Source organism: Rhodococcus aerolatus (genome assembly GCF_054783215.1).
The window spans coordinates 89,119-105,283 of sequence record NZ_BAAGQZ010000011.1; the positions used below are offsets into that span (position 1 = coordinate 89,119).

The following is a 16,165-nucleotide window of genomic DNA, read 5'->3' on the forward strand; positions in this document are numbered from 1 at the left end:
GTCAGGCCGGCCGCGGTGAGCGCGGCGGCCAGGGTGGTGCGCTCGGCGGCCACCGCGCGCGCCTCGGCGGCCGTCCAGTCCCGGGCGGCCGGGCTGCTGCACGCCCGCAGCGCCGAGAGCTGCAGCGAGCCCAGCGGCCAGTGCGGGCGCCCCGCGGCGGGCCGGGCGAGCAGCGCGGGCGGGCCCAGCGCGTACCCGACGCGCAGCCCGGCGAGGGCGAAGGTCTTGGTCAGGCTGCGCAGCACCACCACGTCGGGCAGCGCGAGCCCGGCCAGCGACCCGGGCTCGCCGGGCACCGCGTCGAGGAACGCCTCGTCGACCACGAGCACCCGGCCGGGGCGGCGCAGCGCGAGCAGGGCGTCGCGGGGGTGGAGCACCGAGGTGGGGTTGGTGGGGTTGCCGACGACGACGAGGTCCGCGGCGTCGTCGACGACGTCGGGGTCGAGGGTGAAGGGTGCGTCGAGCACGGCGCGGCGCACCGGCAGCCCGGCGTCGTGCAGCGCGACCTCGGGCTCGGTGAACGACGGGTGCACCACCAGCGGGTCCCGGGGGGCCAGCCGCGGCAGGGCCGCGAAGCCCTCGGCGGCGCCCGCGAGCAGCAGCACCTCGTCGGGGTCGCGGCCGTGCCGGGCGGCGACGGCCTCCCGGGTGGCGCGGTCGTCGGCGGCGGACGGGTACCGCGCCAGGTCGTCCAGGCCCGCGGCCAGCTCGTCGCGCAGCCACGCCGGCGGGGCGGCGCCGCGCACGTTCACCGCGAAGTCCAGCAGCCCGGGGGCGGCGTCCGCGTCCCCGTGGTGGCGCAGGTCCACCGCGTCCCCGTGCCCCGACCCGGCGTGCCCGTCCACAGCCCGGGAGCCTACGGGCGGGCCGCGTCGGTAGCGTCGGCGCGCGTGACCCGCCTGCACGTCTGCTTCGTCTGCACCGGCAACATCTGCCGCTCCCCGCTGGCCGAGCAGGTGCTGCGCGCCCACCTCGACGACGCCGGTCTCGCCGGGGACGTCCGGGTGTCCAGCGCGGGCACCGGGGGCTGGCACGTCGGCCAGGGCGCCGACCCGCGGACCGTGGCCGTGCTGCACCGCCACGGCTACGCCGACACCCACACCGCAGCCCGGCTCGACGCCGACCACCTGGACGCCGACCTGCTGGTGGCCCTGGACTCCGGGCACGCCGCGGCGCTGGCCGGGCTCGGGGTGCCCCCGGAGCGGGTGCGGCTGCTGCGCAGCTTCGACCCGCACAGCCGCGACGGCGGCGACCCCGGCGACCTGGACGTGGCCGACCCGTACTACGGCGGCGACGCGGACTTCGAGCTGGTGCTGGCCCAGGTGGAGGCGGCCGTGCCCGGGTTGCTGGCCTGGGTGGCCGAGCGCACCCGACGCTGACCGGGCGCCGCCGCGCCGCGGCGCTACCGTGGAGGCCGTGCGTCGGTGGCGGTTCCTGCTCAAGCCCGGGTGGCTGGTGCTGACGCTCGTCGTCGTCGCCTTCGCCGGCTTCTGCTTCTCCACCCTCGCCCCGTGGCAGCTGGGCAAGAACGGCAGCACCGAGGAGCGCAACAACCGGATCGCCGCCGCCACCGGCGCGGCCCCGGTGGCGTGGGGCGAGCTGACCACCCCCGGCACCACGCCCGCCGTGGACAGCGAGTGGCGCAGCGTCGACGTCACCGGCACCTACCTGCCGCAGGACGAGGTGCTGGCCCGGCTGCGCGTCATCGACGGCCACCCCGCCTACGAGGTGCTCACCCCGTTCCTCGTTGGGTCGGGCCCGGGGGCGGGGGCGACGGTGCTCGTCGACCGCGGCTACGTCCGCCCCGTGCAGGGCACCGACGCCCCGCCGGTCCCGCCCGCACCGACGGGCACGGTGACCCTCGACGCGCTGCAGCGCCTCGACGAGCCGTGGGCGCCCGAGCGCGGGGTGGTGCCCGACCCCGGGACGGCCGCGCCGCAGGTCTACGCGGTCAGCGCGGACCTCGTCGGGCCCCTCGTCGGCACCACCCTGAGCCCCGGCTACCTGCAGCTCTCCGCCGACCAGCCGGGCGTGCTCGGGGTGCTGCCGCTGCCCCAGCTCGACGCCGGGCCCTACCTGTCCTACGGGCTGCAGTGGATCGCGTTCGGCATCATGGCCCCGCTGGGCCTGGCCTACTTCGTGCGGGCCGAGATCCGGGAGCGCAAGGCCGCCCGGACGGACGGCGAGGGGTCCGGGGGGGATCCCGCGGACGGTGCGGCCACCGAGCAGGACGCCACCGCGCCTGCCCCGGCCCGTCCTGCTCCCGCTGCGGTCTCCCGTCCCCGGAGGCGGGGCCGGCGCGCGATGGTCGCCGACGCGGTGCGCGACGGCGCGCTGCGGGACCCTGCCGGGGCCGCGCCGCCGGCCGATCGGGTCTCAGCCCCGGCGGGCACGGTGCTGGCCGACCGCTACGGCAAGCGCCGCTGACACCACGGCGGCGCCCACCTGCACGGCCGTGGACAGAGCAGCGGCCCGCCGCAGGTCCGCCGGCCCCGGAGCCCGGCCGCGGCCCAGCACCGGACGCTCCTGGGTGCCGTAGGCGTAGGTGGTGGTGCCGCCCAGCGAGACCCCGAGCACGCCGGCGGCCGCCGCCTCGACCACACCGGCGTTCGGGCTGGGGTGCGAGGCCGCGTCCGCCCGCCACGCCCGCCAGCCGGCGGCGGCGTCCCCACCGAGCAGGGGCGCCACCAGCAGGGTGAGTGCGCCCCCCAGCCGGGCGGGGGCCAGGTTGGCGACGTCGTCCGCGCGGGCCGCGGCCCAGCCGAAGCGCTCGTGGCGCGGGGAGCGGTGCCCCACCATGGCGTCCAGAGTGTTCAGCGCGCGGTAGCCCAGCAGCCCCGGCACCCCGGCCACCGCACCCCACAGCAGCGGGGCGACCGTCGCGTCGGAGGTGTTCTCCGCGACGGACTCGCACGCCGCCCGGGCCAGGGCCGCGGTGTCCAGCCCGGCCGGGTCGCGGCCGCACAGCCACGGCAGCCGGCGCCGGGCCGCGTCGAGGTCACCGCGCTCCAGCTCCGCGGCCAGCGCGCGGGCCTGCCCGGTCAGCGAGGTGCCCCCCAGCACCGCCCAGGTGGCCACCGCGGTGCCCAGCACCCCGCCCGGTGCGGCCGCCCCCGCGGCCACGCACGCCCCGACGAGCAGCGCGGCGTACCCCGCCCCGGCGGCGCGGGAGTCCCGGTGCACCCGGGTCTCCAGCGCGGCGGCGACGGCGCCGAACCCGGCCACGGGGTGGAAGCGCCGCGGGTCACCGAGCAGCCTGTCGGCGGCGAGGCCGAGCAGCAGCCCGACGGCCCGCTCCCGGCCGCCGCGCGACGCCGCGGGACGGGGCGGGGCCGGACGGGCCGAGGCCGGACGGGCACAGGCCGGACGGGACGGAGCCGTGGGCGCGACTGGGGTCGAACCAGCGACCGCCGGTGTGTAAGACCGGTGCTCTACCGCTGAGCTACACGCCCGGGAGGTGCCGGGGCCGGGCCGCGACGGGGCCCGGCGCACGGTCACCGGTGCCCGGTCAGGCGTCGAGCGCGGCGAGCGCCTGGCTCCACGCCGACTGGTCGCGCGCCTCACCGGGGCCGTTCATCTCGGCGAACCGCACCACGCCCTCGCGGTCGATGACGAAGGTGCCCCGGTTGGCGAAGCCCGTGGCGTCGTTGAACACCCCGTAGGCCTGCGCGACGGCGCCGTGCGGCCAGAAGTCGGACAGCAGCGGGAACGTGTACCCCTGCTCGGCCGCCCACACCTTGTGCGTCGGCGCCGACCCCACCGAGATCGCCAGCACCGCGGTGTGGTCGTTCTCGAAGGTGGGCAGGTCGTCACGGACCTGGCAGAGCTCGCCCTGGCAGGTGCCGGTGAAGGCGAGGGGGTAGAAGACGAGCAGGACGTTCTTGGTGCCCCGGAAGCTCGAGAGCGAGACCTCCTGGTTGTTCTGGTCCTTGAGGGTGAAGTCCGGTGCCTCGGTGCCGACCTCGAGTGGCATCGATCCTCCTCGTCTCCTGCCCCGGGGGGCGGCGTGGGCGTGCGGGTGCGGCTCGGAGCCTATCGGTCCCCGCGACGCCCGCCGCCCCGCTGCCCGGGGCCCTAGCGACCGGTCTTGCGCACCTTCGGCTGCACCAGCTTCGTGGCCGCCCAGTCGCCCAGGTTCATGGTCTGCGTCTGCGTCAGGCCCGCCGTCGGGGCGGCCTCGGCGATCTCCGAGGGCTCCACGTGGGCGGGCCGACCCGTCTTGGGGCTGAGCACCCACACGGAGCCGTCGTCGGCGAGCGGGCCGATCGCGTCGACCAGCGCGTCGACGAGGTCACCGTCGCCGTCGCGCCACCACAGCAGGGCGATGTCGACGACCTCGTCGGAGTCCTCGTCGACGAGCTCACCGCCGCACTGCTGCTCGACCACGGCGCGCAGGTCGTCGTCGACGTCCTCGTCCCACCCGAGCTCCTGGACCACCATGCCGTGCGCGATGCCCAGCTTCTCGGCGTCGTTGCGGGAATCCCCCGTGGCCACGGCGTGGTCCTCCTCGAGCCTGGTGGTCGGGAGCTGGCCCCCCGGCCGCGTGAGGAGCAGCGAACAGGGTCGAGCCGACCTGCGCAAGCCAGGCGGTCCCGGCGGGGCGTCGCTCAGCTGCCGCAGGCGGTGCGCAGCACCGCGGACTTGGCGTCCGCGTCGTCCGCCGCGGCGTTGAGGGTGTCGGAGTCCGTGGCCGTCGGCAGCAGGCCGGCCAGGGTGCTCAGCGCCGTGCCGAGGGCGCGGGCCGGGCCGCTGACCGCCGGGTCGTCGACCGGGAAGGTCGACATCGTGCTCGCCGTCGCCTGGATGCTGGTCACCGCGACGGCCTTCTTCGCGTCGGCCTCCGGGCTGTCGGCGTTCACGGCCTGGATGTAGTCGTTGTAGTCGCCGGTCGACTTCCGGTCCGCCGTCAGCAGGATCGTGCAGGCCAGCGTCGTCGCGCCGCCGCCGCTGCTGGTGGTCGTGGGCGGGGCCGTCGTCGTGGTCCGGGTGGGCACCGTCGGCACGGTGGGCGTGGTCCGTGACGAGGACGTGGCCCCGGTGCTCGGGGGCGAGGTGTCCAGGCCCGTGACCGCCGTCGCCGTCCCCGCGACCGTCGTCGCGCAGCCCGCCGCGCCGGCGCCGAGGACCACCGCCGCGAGCACGCCGAGCACCCGCAGCCGCGCTGCGCTCACCGCTGTCCCCACCACCCGCCACCTCCCCTGCCACCCCGCCCGGGGCGGTTACTCGCCGGTAGCACGCCACGCACCACGCGACGGCCGCCGATCAGGCACGATCACTCTGGCACACCCGGTCCCACCGGACCGAGGTCAGCCGGGGTAGCCGGCCCGCACCCGTGCCGGCGCGCGAGCAGACAGGAGCGAGACCGTGGCGGAGAAGACCGAGGCGTCCAGCACGCAGGCCGACGGGGCGGACGTCCCGGACCCGGGCCCCCAGGTCGACGTCGCCCAGGGCGTGGGCACCCCCGCCCGCGTCCGCGTGATCCGCGAGGGCGTCGCCGCCCACCTGCCCGACATCGACCCCGACGAGACCGACGAGTGGGTCGAGTCCTTCGACGCGGTGCTGGCCAACGCCGGCCCGCAGCGGGCCCGCTACCTCATGCTGCGCCTGCTCGAGCGCGCCGGGGAGTCCCGCGTCGCCATCCCCGCGCTGACCTCCACCGACTACGTCAACACCATCCCCACCGAGAACGAGCCCTGGTTCCCGGGCGACGAGGACGTGGAGCGCCGCTACCGCGCCTGGATCCGGTGGAACGCCGCGGTCATGGTGCACCGCGCGCAGCGCCCCGGGGTCGGCGTCGGCGGGCACATCTCCACCTACGCGTCCTCGGCCGCGCTCTACGAGGTGGGCTTCAACCACTTCTTCCGCGGCCACGACCACCCCGGCGGCGGCGACCAGGTCTACATCCAGGGCCACGCCTCCCCCGGCATCTACGCCCGGGCCTTCCTCGAGGGCCGGCTGTCCACCGACCAGCTCGACGGCTTCCGCCAGGAGCTCAGCCACGCCGGCCCCGGTGGCGGCCTGCCCTCCTACCCCCACCCGCGGCTGCTGCCCGGGTTCTGGGAGTTCCCCACCGTCTCCATGGGTCTGGGCCCGATGAACGCCATCTACCAGGCCCGGTTCAACCACTACCTGCACGACCGCGGCATCAAGGACACCTCCGACCAGCACGTGTGGGCGTTCCTCGGCGACGGCGAGATGGACGAGCCGGAGTCGCGCGGCCTGGTGCACGTGGCCGCGGCGGAGGGCCTTGACAACCTCACCTACGTCATCAACTGCAACCTGCAGCGCCTCGACGGGCCGGTCCGCGGCAACGGCAAGATCATCCAGGAGCTGGAGAGCTTCTTCCGCGGCGCCGGCTGGAACGTCATCAAGGTCGTGTGGGGCCGGGAGTGGGACGCGCTGCTGCACGCCGACCGCGACGGCGCGCTGGTCAACCTCATGAACACCACCCCGGACGGGGACTTCCAGACCTACAAGGCCAACGACGGCGCCTACGTCCGCGAGCACTTCTTCGGCCGCGACCCCCGCACCAAGGAGCTCGTCGCCCCGATGAGCGACGCCGAGGTGTGGAACCTCAAGCGCGGCGGGCACGACTACCGCAAGGTCCACGCGGCGTACGCCGCCGCGACCGCCCACAAGGGACAGCCGACGGTCATCCTCGCCAAGACCATCAAGGGCTACACGCTGGGCAAGCACTTCGAGGGCCGCAACGCCACGCACCAGATGAAGAAGCTGACCCTCGACGACCTCAAGGACTTCCGGGACACCCAGCACATCCCGATCTCCGACGCCCAGCTCGAGGACGACCCGTACCTGCCGCCGTACTACCACCCCGGCGCGGACGCCCCCGAGATCGCCTACCTGCTCGACCGCCGCAAGGCCCTCGGCGGGTTCGTCCCGGACCGCCCGAAGCGGACCAGGGCCCTGACCCTGCCCGGGGACAAGACCTACGACGTGGTCAAGCGGGGCTCGGGCAAGCAGGAGGTCGCCACCACCATGGCGTTCGTCCGGCTGCTCAAGGAGCTGCTGCGCGACAAGGAGATCGGGAAGCGGATCGTCCCGATCATCCCGGACGAGGCGCGGACCTTCGGCATGGACTCCATGTTCCCGACGCTGAAGATCTACAACCGCAACGGCCAGCTCTACACCTCGGTCGACGCCGAGCTCATGCTGGCCTACAAGGAGTCCGAGAGCGGGCAGATCCTGCACGAGGGCATCAACGAGGGCGGCTCGGCCGCGTCCTTCACCGCGGTGGGCACCTCCTACGCCACGCACGACGAGCCGATGATCCCGATCTACATCTTCTACTCGATGTTCGGGTTCCAGCGGACCGGCGACGGGCTGTGGGCGGCGGCCGACCAGATGACCCGCGGCTTCGCCCTCGGCGCCACCGCCGGGCGGACGACGCTGACCGGCGAGGGCCTGCAGCACGCCGACGGCCACTCGCTGCTGCTCGCCTCGACCAACCCGGCGGTCGTGGCCTACGACCCGGCCTACGCGTTCGAGATCGGCCACATCGTCAAGGACGGCCTGCGCCGGATGTACGGCGAGGACGCCGAGAACGTCTTCTACTACCTCACCGTCTACAACGAGCCCTACACCCAGCCGGCGGAGCCCGAGGGCGTCGACGTCGAGGGGATCATCAAGGGCCTGCACAAGTTCCGGGCGGGCGAGGGCGACGGCCCGCGGGCGCAGGTGCTGGCCTCGGGGGTCGCCATGACGTGGGCGCTCAAGGCCCAGGAGCTGCTGGCCGACGACTGGGGCGTGGTGGCCGACGTGTGGTCGGCGACGTCGTGGACCGAGCTGCGCCGCGACGGGGTCGAGTGCGAGCAGGCCGCCCTGCTCGACCCGTCCGCCGAGCCCCGCACCCCCCACGTGACGACGGCGCTGCAGGACGCGCCGGGGCCCGTCGTGGCCGTGTCGGACTGGATGCGGGCCGTCCCCGACCTCATCCGGCAGTGGGTGCCCGGCGACTACACCGTGCTCGGCACCGACGGGTTCGGCCTCTCCGACACCCGCCCCGCGGCGCGGCGGCACTTCGGGGTCGACGCCGAGTCGACCGTCGTGGCCGTGCTGGCCGCGCTCGGCCGCGCCGGCGAGGTCGACGAGGGGCTGGCCGCGAAGGCCGCGGAGAAGTACCAGACGGGCGACCCCCAGGCCGCCGCGCCGGACACCTCCGACAGCGGCGTCGCCTGAGCGCGGGGCAGCACGGGCCTACGGTCGTCCCCGTGCTGCTCCCCCCGCTCAGCCCCACGCTCTCGGCGACCCTGATCCACCGCCTCGAGCGCTCCTCCGGGCGCATCTCGGCCCAGGCCATCGACACGATGCAGGCCGAGCTGGGGTTCTTCTCCCGGCTCGACGCCGAGCTGCGCTCCACCGTCGCGCTGGTCCTGCAGGTCGGCGTGGGCAACTTCGTGGAGTGGCTGCGCAACCCGGAGCGGGCGGTGCGGCTGACGACGGAGGCCTTCCAGGTCGCCCCGGGCGAGCTGACCCAGCGGGTCTCGCTGCGCCAGACCGTGGAGATGGTCCGCGTCGCCACCGACGTCTTCGAGCGCGAGCTGCCCACCCTGGCCCGCGACTCCGAGCAGCTGGTCTCGCTCACGGTCGCCGTGCTGCGCTACGGCCGGGAGATCGCCTTCGCCGCCGCGGGCATCTACGCCACGGCCGCGGAGTCCCGGGGGGCGTGGGACGCGCGGCTGGAGGCCCTGGTCGTCGACGGGGTGGTCCGCGGCGACCCGCCCGACGCGGTGGCCTCCCGCGCCGCGGCGCTCGGGTGGGACCCGACCGGGGAGGTGACCGTGGTGGTGGGCGGGGCGGCCGGGGACGACGTGCCCACCGCGGTCGACGAGCTGCGCGAGGCCGCTCGGTCGCTGGGCCGCGGCGCCCTCGTCGGGGTGCACGGCTCCCGGCTCGTCGCCCTGGTGGGCGGCCCGGTCACCACCACCGCGCCCGACGTGGCGCTCGCCCGCGGCTTCGGGCCCGGTCCCGTCGTCGTCGGGCCCGTCGCCGGCGGGCTGGGCGGGGCGCACGCCTCGGCGGCGGCAGCGGTGGCGGGGCTGCGCGCGGTGGCGGCCTGGCCCGCGGCCCCCCGTCCGGTGGCCGCGGCGGACCTGCTGCCCGAGCGCGTGCTCGACGGGGACGACGGGGCCCGGGCGGCGCTGCTCGACCTGGTGCACCGGCCGCTGCAGGAGGCGGGCGGCACGCTGGCCACCACGCTGGACGCCTACCTGGAGGCCGGTGGTGCGGTGGAGGCGTGCGCCCGCACCCTGTTCGTCCACGCCAACACCGTCCGGTACCGGCTGCGCCGGGTGACGGACCTCACGGGGCTCGACCCCACGGTCCCCCGGCACGCCCACGTGCTGCGCGTTGCGCTCGCCCTCGGTCGGTTGTCGCAGGTCACAGCCCCGGCGTGACGGGTGTGACCGCTGGGACGGCCCGCCGCGGAACCGCACCCACGACCCGGTGGGGGCGCGCCCGAGCACGGGTGTAACCCCCGTCCGACCAGCGCAGTTGTGGGAACCCGACAACGGCGCGTCCGATCTTTGGTCGTCGCCGACACGGTGCGACGGCGGCCCGCAGGGTTGGCTGACCGCCGTGATCGCACTGCTGGCACCCGGCCAGGGCTCCCAGAGCCCCGGCATGCTCGAGCCGTGGCTGACGCTCCCCGGGGCCCGGGAGCGGCTGGAGCGGTTCTCCGAGCTGGCCGGGCTGGACCTCCTCGCGCTGGGCACCACCGCGTCGGCCGAGGAGATCACCGACACCGCCGTGACCCAGCCCCTCGTCGTCGCCGCCGCGCTCCTCGCCCACGCCGAGCTGCAGCGCCGCGGGGGCGTGCCCGCCGACACCGTGACCGCGGGGCACTCGGTGGGCGAGCTCGCCGCCGCCGCCGTGGCCGGGGTCATCAGCGCCGACGACGCCGTCGCCCTCGCCGCCGTCCGCGGTGCCGCCATGGCGCGAGCCTGCGCCGCCGAGCCCACCGGGATGGTCGCGCTGCTCGGCGGCGCGGAGGACGTGGTGCTCGCCCGGCTGGCCGAGCTCGACCTCGTCGCCGCCAACCGCAACGGCGCAGGGCAGGTCGTCGCCGCCGGCCGCGTCGAGGCCCTCGACGAGCTCGTCGCCACCCCGCCCGAGCGCGCCCGGGCCGTCCGGCTCAAGGTCGCCGGCGCCTTCCACACCGACTTCATGGCCGGCGCGCAGGACGCGGTGGCCGAGCACGCCGCGACGCTGACGCCCGCCGACCCGGCCCTGACGCTGCTCTCCAACGCCGACGGCCGTCCCGTCACCGACGGCGCGGAGGTGCTGCGGCGCATCGTCTCCCAGGTCACCAGCCCCGTGCGCTGGGACCTGTGCAGCGCCTGGCTGAAGGAGGCCGCCGTGGACACCGTCGTCGAGCTGCCCCCCGCGGGCACGCTCGTGGGCCTCGCCAAGCGCGAGCTGCGCGGCACCCCCGGGGTGGCCGCCAAGGTCCCCGACGACCTCGACGCGGTCGCCACCCCGGGCGACCCGGCGTGAGCGCCACGCTGACCCTCACCGGGTCCTGCGCCGGCGCCCGCATCGCCGGGACCGGCAGCTACCGCCCCGAGCGGGTGGTCACCAACGACGAGCTGTCCACCGTGATGGACACCGACGACGCGTGGATCCGCAGCCGGGTCGGCATCGAGTCGCGCCGCTTCGCCGCGGCGGGCGAGACCCTCATCGACCTGGCCACCTCCGCCGGCGCAGCCGCCCTGGCCGACGCCGGGCCCGGGCTGCCCGCGGTCGACGCGGTGCTCGTCGCCACCTGCACCATGGACACCCCGGTGCCCAACGCCGCCGCCCGGGTCGCCACCAACCTCGGCTTCGAGGGCGTCGGCGCCTTCGACCTCAACGCGGCCTGCGCGGGCTTCACCTACGCCCTCGCCGTCGCCGCGGACATGATCCGCTCGGGCAGCTCCACCACCGTGCTCGTGGTCGGAGCGGAGAAGTTCACCGACTGGATCGACCCCACCGACCGCTCGACCGCGATCATCTTCGCCGACGGGGCGGGCGCCTTCGTCCTCACCGCCGCCACCGACGCGGAGGGCCCCGGCGTGGGCCCCGTCGCCTGGGGCAGCTCCGGGGAGCACTCCGGCGTCATCACCGTGCCCACCCGCGACGGCTTCCTGCAGCAGGAGGGCCAGGCCGTGTTCCGCTGGGCGACCACCGCCATCACCCCGGTGGTGCTGCGCGCCCTGGAGCTGGCCGGGCTGACCGCGGCCGACGTCGACGTGCTCGTGCCGCACCAGGCCAACCTGCGCATCCTCGAGTCGCTGGCCAAGGCGCTGCGCAAGCAGGGCGCCCGCGAGGACATGGTGCTGGCCCGCGACATCGTCACCTCCGGCAACACCTCCGCCGGCTCGATCCCCATGGCGCTGGACCACCTGCGGGCCGACGGGGCCGTGCGCAGCGGCGACGTCGCGCTGCTCGTCGGCTTCGGCGCCGGGCTCTCCTTCGCCGCCCAGGCGGTGGTCCTGCCGTGACCGCGCCCCCGGCCCCCACGCTGCTCGACCCCGAGAAGATCACCCCCACCGAGAGGAACCCGCAACAGTGAGCACCGACGAGACCACCACCGCCCTGGCCGAGATCATCGAGGAGGTCGTGGGCATCGAGGCGGCCGACGTCACCCGCGAGAAGTCGTTCGTCGACGACCTCGACATCGACTCGCTGTCCATGGTCGAGATCGCCGTGCAGACCGAGGACAAGTTCGGCGTGAAGATCCCCGACGAGGACCTCGCCAACCTCAAGACGGTGGGCGACGCGGTCGACTACATCGACAAGAACAAGTGAGCCAGGCTCACACCAGCCCCGGCGGTGGCGCCGGCTCCCTGCCGGGGGTCGTCGTCACCGGCCTGGGGGCGACCACCCCCCTCGGCGGCGACGTCGCCACCACCTGGTCCGGCCTGCTCGAGCAGCGCAGCGGCATCGGCGTCATGACCCAGGACTGGGTGACGCGCTTCGAGCTGCCGGTCTCGATCGCCGCGCAGCTCGCGGTGGAGCCGACCGAGACGCTGACGCGTGTCGAGGCGCGCCGGCTCGACCGCGTCGAGCAGGTGGCCCTCGTGGCCGCCCGCGAGGCCTGGACGCATGCCGGCTCCCCCGAGGTCGACGGCGAGCGGCTGGCGGTCGTCGTCGGCACCGGCATCGGCGGGGCGCAGACCCTGCTCAACCAGGACGACCTGCTCGAGCAGTCCGGCATCCGCAAGGTCTCCCCGCTGACCATCCCCATGCTCATGCCCAACGGCCCGGCCGCCACGGTCGGCCTCGAGCTGGGTGCCCGCGCCGGCGTGCACGCCCCGGTGTCGGCCTGCGCGTCCGGGTCCGAGGCGCTGGCCTGGGGCTGGCGGATGATCCGCTCCGGCGAGGCCGACGTCGTGGTCTGCGGGGGCGCCGAGGCCTGCATCGCGGCGATCCCGTTCGCCGGCTTCTCCCAGATGCGCGCCATGAGCACCCGCAACGACGAGCCGACCACCGCCTCGCGGCCGTTCGACAGCTCGCGGGACGGCTTCGTCCTCGGCGAGGGCGCCGGCATCGTGGTCCTCGAGCGCGAGGAGTTCGCCCGCGCCCGCGGCGCGACCATCCACGCCCGGCTGCTGGGCTCCGGCACCAGCGCGGACGCGTTCCACATCACCGCCTCCCCGCCCGACGGCGAGGGGCAGGCCCGGGCCATGACCAAGGCCCTGGTCAGCGGGGGGATCTCCCCGTCGGACGTGGGCCACGTCAACGCCCACGCCACCTCCACCCCCGTCGGGGACGCGGCGGAGTCCAACTCCATCCGCGCCGCGATCGGGGAGCACGTGGCGGTGACGGCCCCCAAGGGCGCGCTGGGCCACCTGCTCGGCGCGGCCGGCGCGGTCGAGTCCATCGCGTGCGTGCTCTCGCTGCGCGACGGCGTCATCCCGCCCACGGCGAACCTGGTCGACCAGGACCCGGCCATCACCCTGGACGTCGTCACCGGCGCCCCGCGGCAGGTCGACCTGCAGGTCGCGGTCAACGACTCGTTCGGGTTCGGGGGCCACAACGTGGCGCTCGCCTTCGGACGGGCCTGAGGGAGCCGCCGGCGTGACCGTCCTGGAGACCCGCCCGCTCGCGGGCCCCGCTGCCGCCCCCGACCCGCGGGACCCGCAGCGGCGTCTCGAGCAGCTGCTCGACCCCGGCTCCTGCGCGCCGCTGGGCCCGCGGGACCGCTCCGGGGTGCTCGCCGCCCGGGGCCGGGTCGACGGGGCCCCGGTGCTCGCGTTCTGCACCGACGCGACGGTCATGGGCGGCGCGATGGGCGCGGCCGGCTGCGCCCGCGTGGTCGAGGCGATCGACACCGCCGTCCGCGAGGGGTGCCCGGTCGTCGGGCTCTGGCACTCCGGCGGGGCCCGGCTGGCCGAGGGCGTCGAGGCGCTCGACGCCGTCGGGCAGGTGTTCGCGGCGACGGTGCGGGCGTCGGGGCGGGTGCCGCAGGTGTCCGTCGTGCTCGGCCCGGCCGCCGGCGGCGCCGCGTACGGGCCCGCGCTGACCGACGTGGTGATCATGGCCCCGGCGGGACGGGTGTTCGTGACCGGGCCCGACGTGGTCCGCTCCGTCACCGGGGAGCAGGTCGACCAGGCCGCCCTCGGGGGTCCCGAGGCGCACGGCACCAGGTCCGGGGTGGTCCACGTGGTCGCCGACGACGAGGCCGACGCCCTGGCCCGGGCCCGCCGGTTCGTCGCGCTGCTCGCGCTGCCCGGTGGGTTCGACCCGGTGCCCGCCCCCGGCCCGGGCACCGACCTGCGCGCCCTGCTGCCGGAGAACCCGCGGCGTGCGTACGACGTGCACCCGCTGGTCCGCGCGCTGCTCGACTCCCACGAGCGCACCGACCCCCTGGGGCGCACGAGCACGGTGTCGACCTTCGAGGAGCTGCACGCCCGCTGGGCGCCGAGCAACACCACCGGGCTCGGCCGGCTCGCCGGCCGCACCGTCGGGGTCGTCGCCAGCAACCCGATCCGGATGGGCGGCTGCCTGACCTCGGAGAGCGCGGAGAAGGCGGCCCGCTTCGTGCGGTTCTGCGACGCGTTCGGCGTCCCGCTGGTGGTGCTCGTCGACGTGCCGGGCTACCTGCCCGGGGTCGACCAGGAGTGGGGCGGGGTGGTGCGCCGCGGCGCCAAGCTGCTGCACGCGTTCGCCGAGGCGGTGGTCCCCCGGGTGACGCTGGTGACGCGCAAGTCCTACGGCGGGGCCTACATCGCCATGAACGCCACGTCCCTCGGGGCCACGGCCGTCTTCGCCTGGCCCGGGGCCGAGGTGGCCGTCATGGGGGCGCGCGCCGCGGTGGGCGTGCTGCACCGCGCGGCGCTGGCGGCTGCGCCCGAGCACGAGCGGGAGGCGCTGCACGACCGGCTGGCCCAGGAGCACGCGGCCGTGGCCGGCGGGGTCGAGCGGGCGGTGGCGCTCGGGGTGGTCGACGCGGTCGTCGAGCCGACCGACACCCGCCGCCGGGTCGTCGAGGCCCTGGCCGCCGCCCCGTCCGCCCGCGGCGCGCACGGCAACATCCCGCTGTAGACCCCCTCCGCGTGTAGCGGGCTTCCTGCGCCGGACCGGCCGACCGGTGGTGCAGGAAGCCCGCTACACGCGTCCGAGGAGTAGTGGTCGAGGGGGGCTCAGCCGACGCTGCGGCGCAGCCAGGTGACCTCGGCGCCGTCGCCGTTGGCGCGGAAGGGCTCGAGCGCCTCGTCCCAGGCCGCACCGAGCGCGCTGTCGAGCTCGGTGGCCAGCCGGTCGGAGTCGCGTCCCGCCGCCTCGACCATCGCGCGCAGCCGCAGCTCGCCGAGGACGACGTCACCGTTGGCCGACGTCGTCGCCCGCCACAGCCCCAGGCCGGGGGCGTGGGAGAACCGCTCCCCGTCGACGCCCTCGCTGGCGTCCTCGGTGACCTCGAAGCGCAGCATCGGCCACGCCCGCAGCGCCGTGGCCAGGCGCGCGCCGCTGCCCACCGGGCCCACCCACGAGCACGCAGCCCGCAGCTGCCCGGGTGCGGCGTCCTGCGCCGACCAGGCCAGCTTCGCCCGGGCGTCGAGGGTCGCGGACAGCGCCCACTCGACGTGCGGGCAGACCGCAGCCGGGGACGAGTGGACGTAGACGACGCCCGTGGTCCCGGCTGCGCTCAGCGTTGACCCACCCATCTCTCACCTCCGGTCTCGACGAGGAACGTCTTCCCCAACGACCTCGTTCGACCGGGTGGTGCGGCAGGCAACACCGACAGTGTGCCCCGTGGGACCTCAGTTGCGCCAGTGGTGACGGTGACGTGTCGGTGACCGCGTCGTGTGCGGCGTCCTCAGCCGGGGCCGGCCATCCCCCGTCGGATCTCCTCGAGCCGGGCCCGGCCCGCCCGCGCCCGCTCGTCGACCTCGGCGGCGGCCGCGCGTCCGGCGACCGACCCGGCGTCCAGCTCGGCCGCGCCTGCGGCAGCCCAGCTGCGACCCGTCACGGGATCGGTGGGCACAGCGTCGGTGGGCACGGGGTCCTCGACGAGCTCGCCCAGCGCGACGTCGGGGTGCGGCGCCGAGGGCACCGCCGGCCCCGGTGGGGTGTCGAGCGGCGAGCCCGGGCCGGGCGGCGGCGGGGTGGTCGGCGCGCCCCACAGCCCCGCGGCGGCCTGCAGCGCCGCCCCTCGGAGCCCCGCCAGGGCAGGGCGCCCCGCGCACGCCGCGGCGGCGGCCTGGGCGAGCGCCCCGTCGGCCAGCGCACCCAGGGCGCCCACGGCCTGCTCGGTGCTGTCCACGTCCCACCTCGACCCGCTCGGCCCCGCGGGCCCCACGGAGCCCGCCCGTCGTCCCCACGCTCCCACACCGCTCCCCCGGGTGGCGCCGGCCGGGCGACGGGACGACGCGCGGCGGGGCCCGGCCCTGCCTAGGGTCGGCACCGACCGTCCCGCACCCCCGAGCACCGGAGGACACCGCCATGTCGAGCCCCTGGACCCAGCCGAGCGCCGACCTGACCATCGCGACCTCGGTGTGGCAGGCCGCGCGCGCCCACGGTGAGTCGACGCAGACCCAGCTCGCCGCCCTGTTCGACGGCCTCGTCGCGCTCGAGACGGAGCTGCGGGGCACGGGCACCACCTCGGGCGATGCCGGGGCCGACGGCGACCTCACCGACCCGTCGGACCCGCTCGCGACCAGCTAGC

The 16,165-nt window shown here is 76.2% G+C and carries 16 protein-coding genes, 1 tRNA gene and 1 pseudogene; 10 read left to right on the top strand and 8 right to left on the bottom strand.

Annotation, left to right across the window (positions count from 1 at the left end):
- Window positions 1–845 (bottom strand): annotated as a pseudogene (gene cobC, locus ACYVOF_RS05745) (Rv2231c family pyridoxal phosphate-dependent protein CobC); the annotation flags it as partial.
- Window positions 846–890: 45 nt separating this feature from the next.
- Here cobC and ACYVOF_RS05750 point away from each other — a divergent pair.
- Window positions 891–1,379 carry a low molecular weight protein-tyrosine-phosphatase gene (locus ACYVOF_RS05750; RefSeq protein WP_460864611.1) on the top strand — a complete coding sequence of 163 codons (489 nt, stop codon included), beginning with the start codon at window positions 891–893 and terminating at the stop codon, window positions 1,377–1,379.
- A gap of 37 nt (window positions 1,380–1,416) precedes the next feature.
- On the top strand, window positions 1,417–2,427 hold the full coding sequence (locus ACYVOF_RS05755) for an SURF1 family cytochrome oxidase biogenesis protein (RefSeq protein ID WP_460864613.1): 1,011 nt from the start codon (window positions 1,417–1,419) through the stop codon (window positions 2,425–2,427).
- Here the strand turns inward: ACYVOF_RS05755 and ACYVOF_RS05760 are convergent.
- The 5 genes from ACYVOF_RS05760 to ACYVOF_RS05780 form a co-directional block, all read right to left on the bottom strand.
- Window positions 2,377–3,282 (bottom strand): cobalamin biosynthesis protein, encoded by a 906-nt coding sequence (locus tag ACYVOF_RS05760; protein ID WP_460864681.1) that lies wholly within the window; start codon window positions 3,280–3,282, stop codon window positions 2,377–2,379. The two genes, ACYVOF_RS05755 and ACYVOF_RS05760, sit on opposite strands and share 51 nt — an antisense overlap.
- 98 nt (window positions 3,283–3,380) lie before the next feature.
- Window positions 3,381–3,452 (bottom strand) — tRNA-Val (locus tag ACYVOF_RS05765).
- 56 nt (window positions 3,453–3,508) lie between these two features.
- The gene (locus tag ACYVOF_RS05770) at window positions 3,509–3,973 is read right to left on the bottom strand and encodes a peroxiredoxin (protein ID WP_460864615.1); all 465 of its coding nucleotides are present in this window, start codon (window positions 3,971–3,973) and stop codon (window positions 3,509–3,511) included.
- A 101-nt stretch (window positions 3,974–4,074) separates the two neighbouring features.
- On the bottom strand, window positions 4,075–4,494 hold the full coding sequence (locus ACYVOF_RS05775; protein ID WP_460864617.1) for a DUF3052 domain-containing protein: 420 nt from the start codon (window positions 4,492–4,494) through the stop codon (window positions 4,075–4,077).
- A gap of 113 nt (window positions 4,495–4,607) precedes the next feature.
- Window positions 4,608–5,171, bottom strand: a complete 564-nt coding sequence (locus ACYVOF_RS05780; RefSeq protein WP_460864618.1) for a hypothetical protein — start codon at window positions 5,169–5,171, stop codon at window positions 4,608–4,610.
- Between the two features lie 280 nt (window positions 5,172–5,451).
- Between ACYVOF_RS05780 and aceE the strand changes: the two genes are divergently transcribed.
- The 7 genes from aceE to ACYVOF_RS05815 all read left to right on the top strand — a co-directional run bounded on the left by aceE (window position 5,452) and on the right by ACYVOF_RS05815 (window position 14,544).
- Window positions 5,452–8,196: a pyruvate dehydrogenase (acetyl-transferring), homodimeric type gene (aceE, locus tag ACYVOF_RS05785; RefSeq protein ID WP_460864682.1), complete on the top strand. Its 2,745-nt coding sequence runs from the start codon at window positions 5,452–5,454 to the stop codon at window positions 8,194–8,196.
- Window positions 8,197–8,228: 32 nt separating this feature from the next.
- A complete protein-coding gene (locus ACYVOF_RS05790) occupies window positions 8,229–9,413 on the top strand; it encodes a PucR family transcriptional regulator (RefSeq protein WP_460864620.1) in 1,185 nt (394 codons plus the stop codon).
- 181 nt (window positions 9,414–9,594) lie between these two features.
- A complete protein-coding gene (locus ACYVOF_RS05795) occupies window positions 9,595–10,512 on the top strand; it encodes an ACP S-malonyltransferase (protein ID WP_460864622.1) in 918 nt (305 codons plus the stop codon).
- The gene (locus ACYVOF_RS05800; protein WP_460864624.1) at window positions 10,509–11,498 is read left to right on the top strand and encodes a beta-ketoacyl-ACP synthase III; all 990 of its coding nucleotides are present in this window, start codon (window positions 10,509–10,511) and stop codon (window positions 11,496–11,498) included. The genes ACYVOF_RS05795 and ACYVOF_RS05800 overlap by 4 nt, the downstream gene beginning before the upstream one ends.
- A 67-nt stretch (window positions 11,499–11,565) precedes the next feature.
- Window positions 11,566–11,805: an acyl carrier protein gene (locus ACYVOF_RS05805; protein WP_460864625.1), complete on the top strand. Its 240-nt coding sequence runs from the start codon at window positions 11,566–11,568 to the stop codon at window positions 11,803–11,805.
- Window positions 11,802–13,064: a beta-ketoacyl-[acyl-carrier-protein] synthase family protein gene (locus tag ACYVOF_RS05810; RefSeq protein WP_460864627.1), complete on the top strand. Its 1,263-nt coding sequence runs from the start codon at window positions 11,802–11,804 to the stop codon at window positions 13,062–13,064. Before ACYVOF_RS05805 ends, ACYVOF_RS05810 begins: the two co-directional genes overlap by 4 nt.
- Before the next feature lie 13 nt (window positions 13,065–13,077).
- Window positions 13,078–14,544 carry an acyl-CoA carboxylase subunit beta gene (locus ACYVOF_RS05815; protein WP_460864629.1) on the top strand — a complete coding sequence of 489 codons (1,467 nt, stop codon included), beginning with the start codon at window positions 13,078–13,080 and terminating at the stop codon, window positions 14,542–14,544.
- Between the two features lie 98 nt (window positions 14,545–14,642).
- Here the strand turns inward: ACYVOF_RS05815 and ACYVOF_RS05820 are convergent, their stop codons facing one another.
- Both ACYVOF_RS05820 and ACYVOF_RS05825 read right to left on the bottom strand, forming a co-directional pair.
- Complete coding sequence (locus ACYVOF_RS05820; RefSeq protein WP_460864630.1) at window positions 14,643–15,164, bottom strand: DUF3145 domain-containing protein; 522 nt, start codon at window positions 15,162–15,164, stop codon at window positions 14,643–14,645.
- 152 nt (window positions 15,165–15,316) lie between these two features.
- Window positions 15,317–15,763, bottom strand: coding sequence for a hypothetical protein (locus tag ACYVOF_RS05825; protein WP_460864632.1), 447 nt, complete (start codon window positions 15,761–15,763; stop codon window positions 15,317–15,319).
- A gap of 179 nt (window positions 15,764–15,942) precedes the next feature.
- Here ACYVOF_RS05825 and ACYVOF_RS05830 point away from each other — a divergent pair, with 179 nt between their 5' ends.
- Window positions 15,943–16,164: a hypothetical protein gene (locus tag ACYVOF_RS05830; protein WP_460864634.1), complete on the top strand. Its 222-nt coding sequence runs from the start codon at window positions 15,943–15,945 to the stop codon at window positions 16,162–16,164.
- Window position 16,165 lies beyond the last annotated feature (1 nt).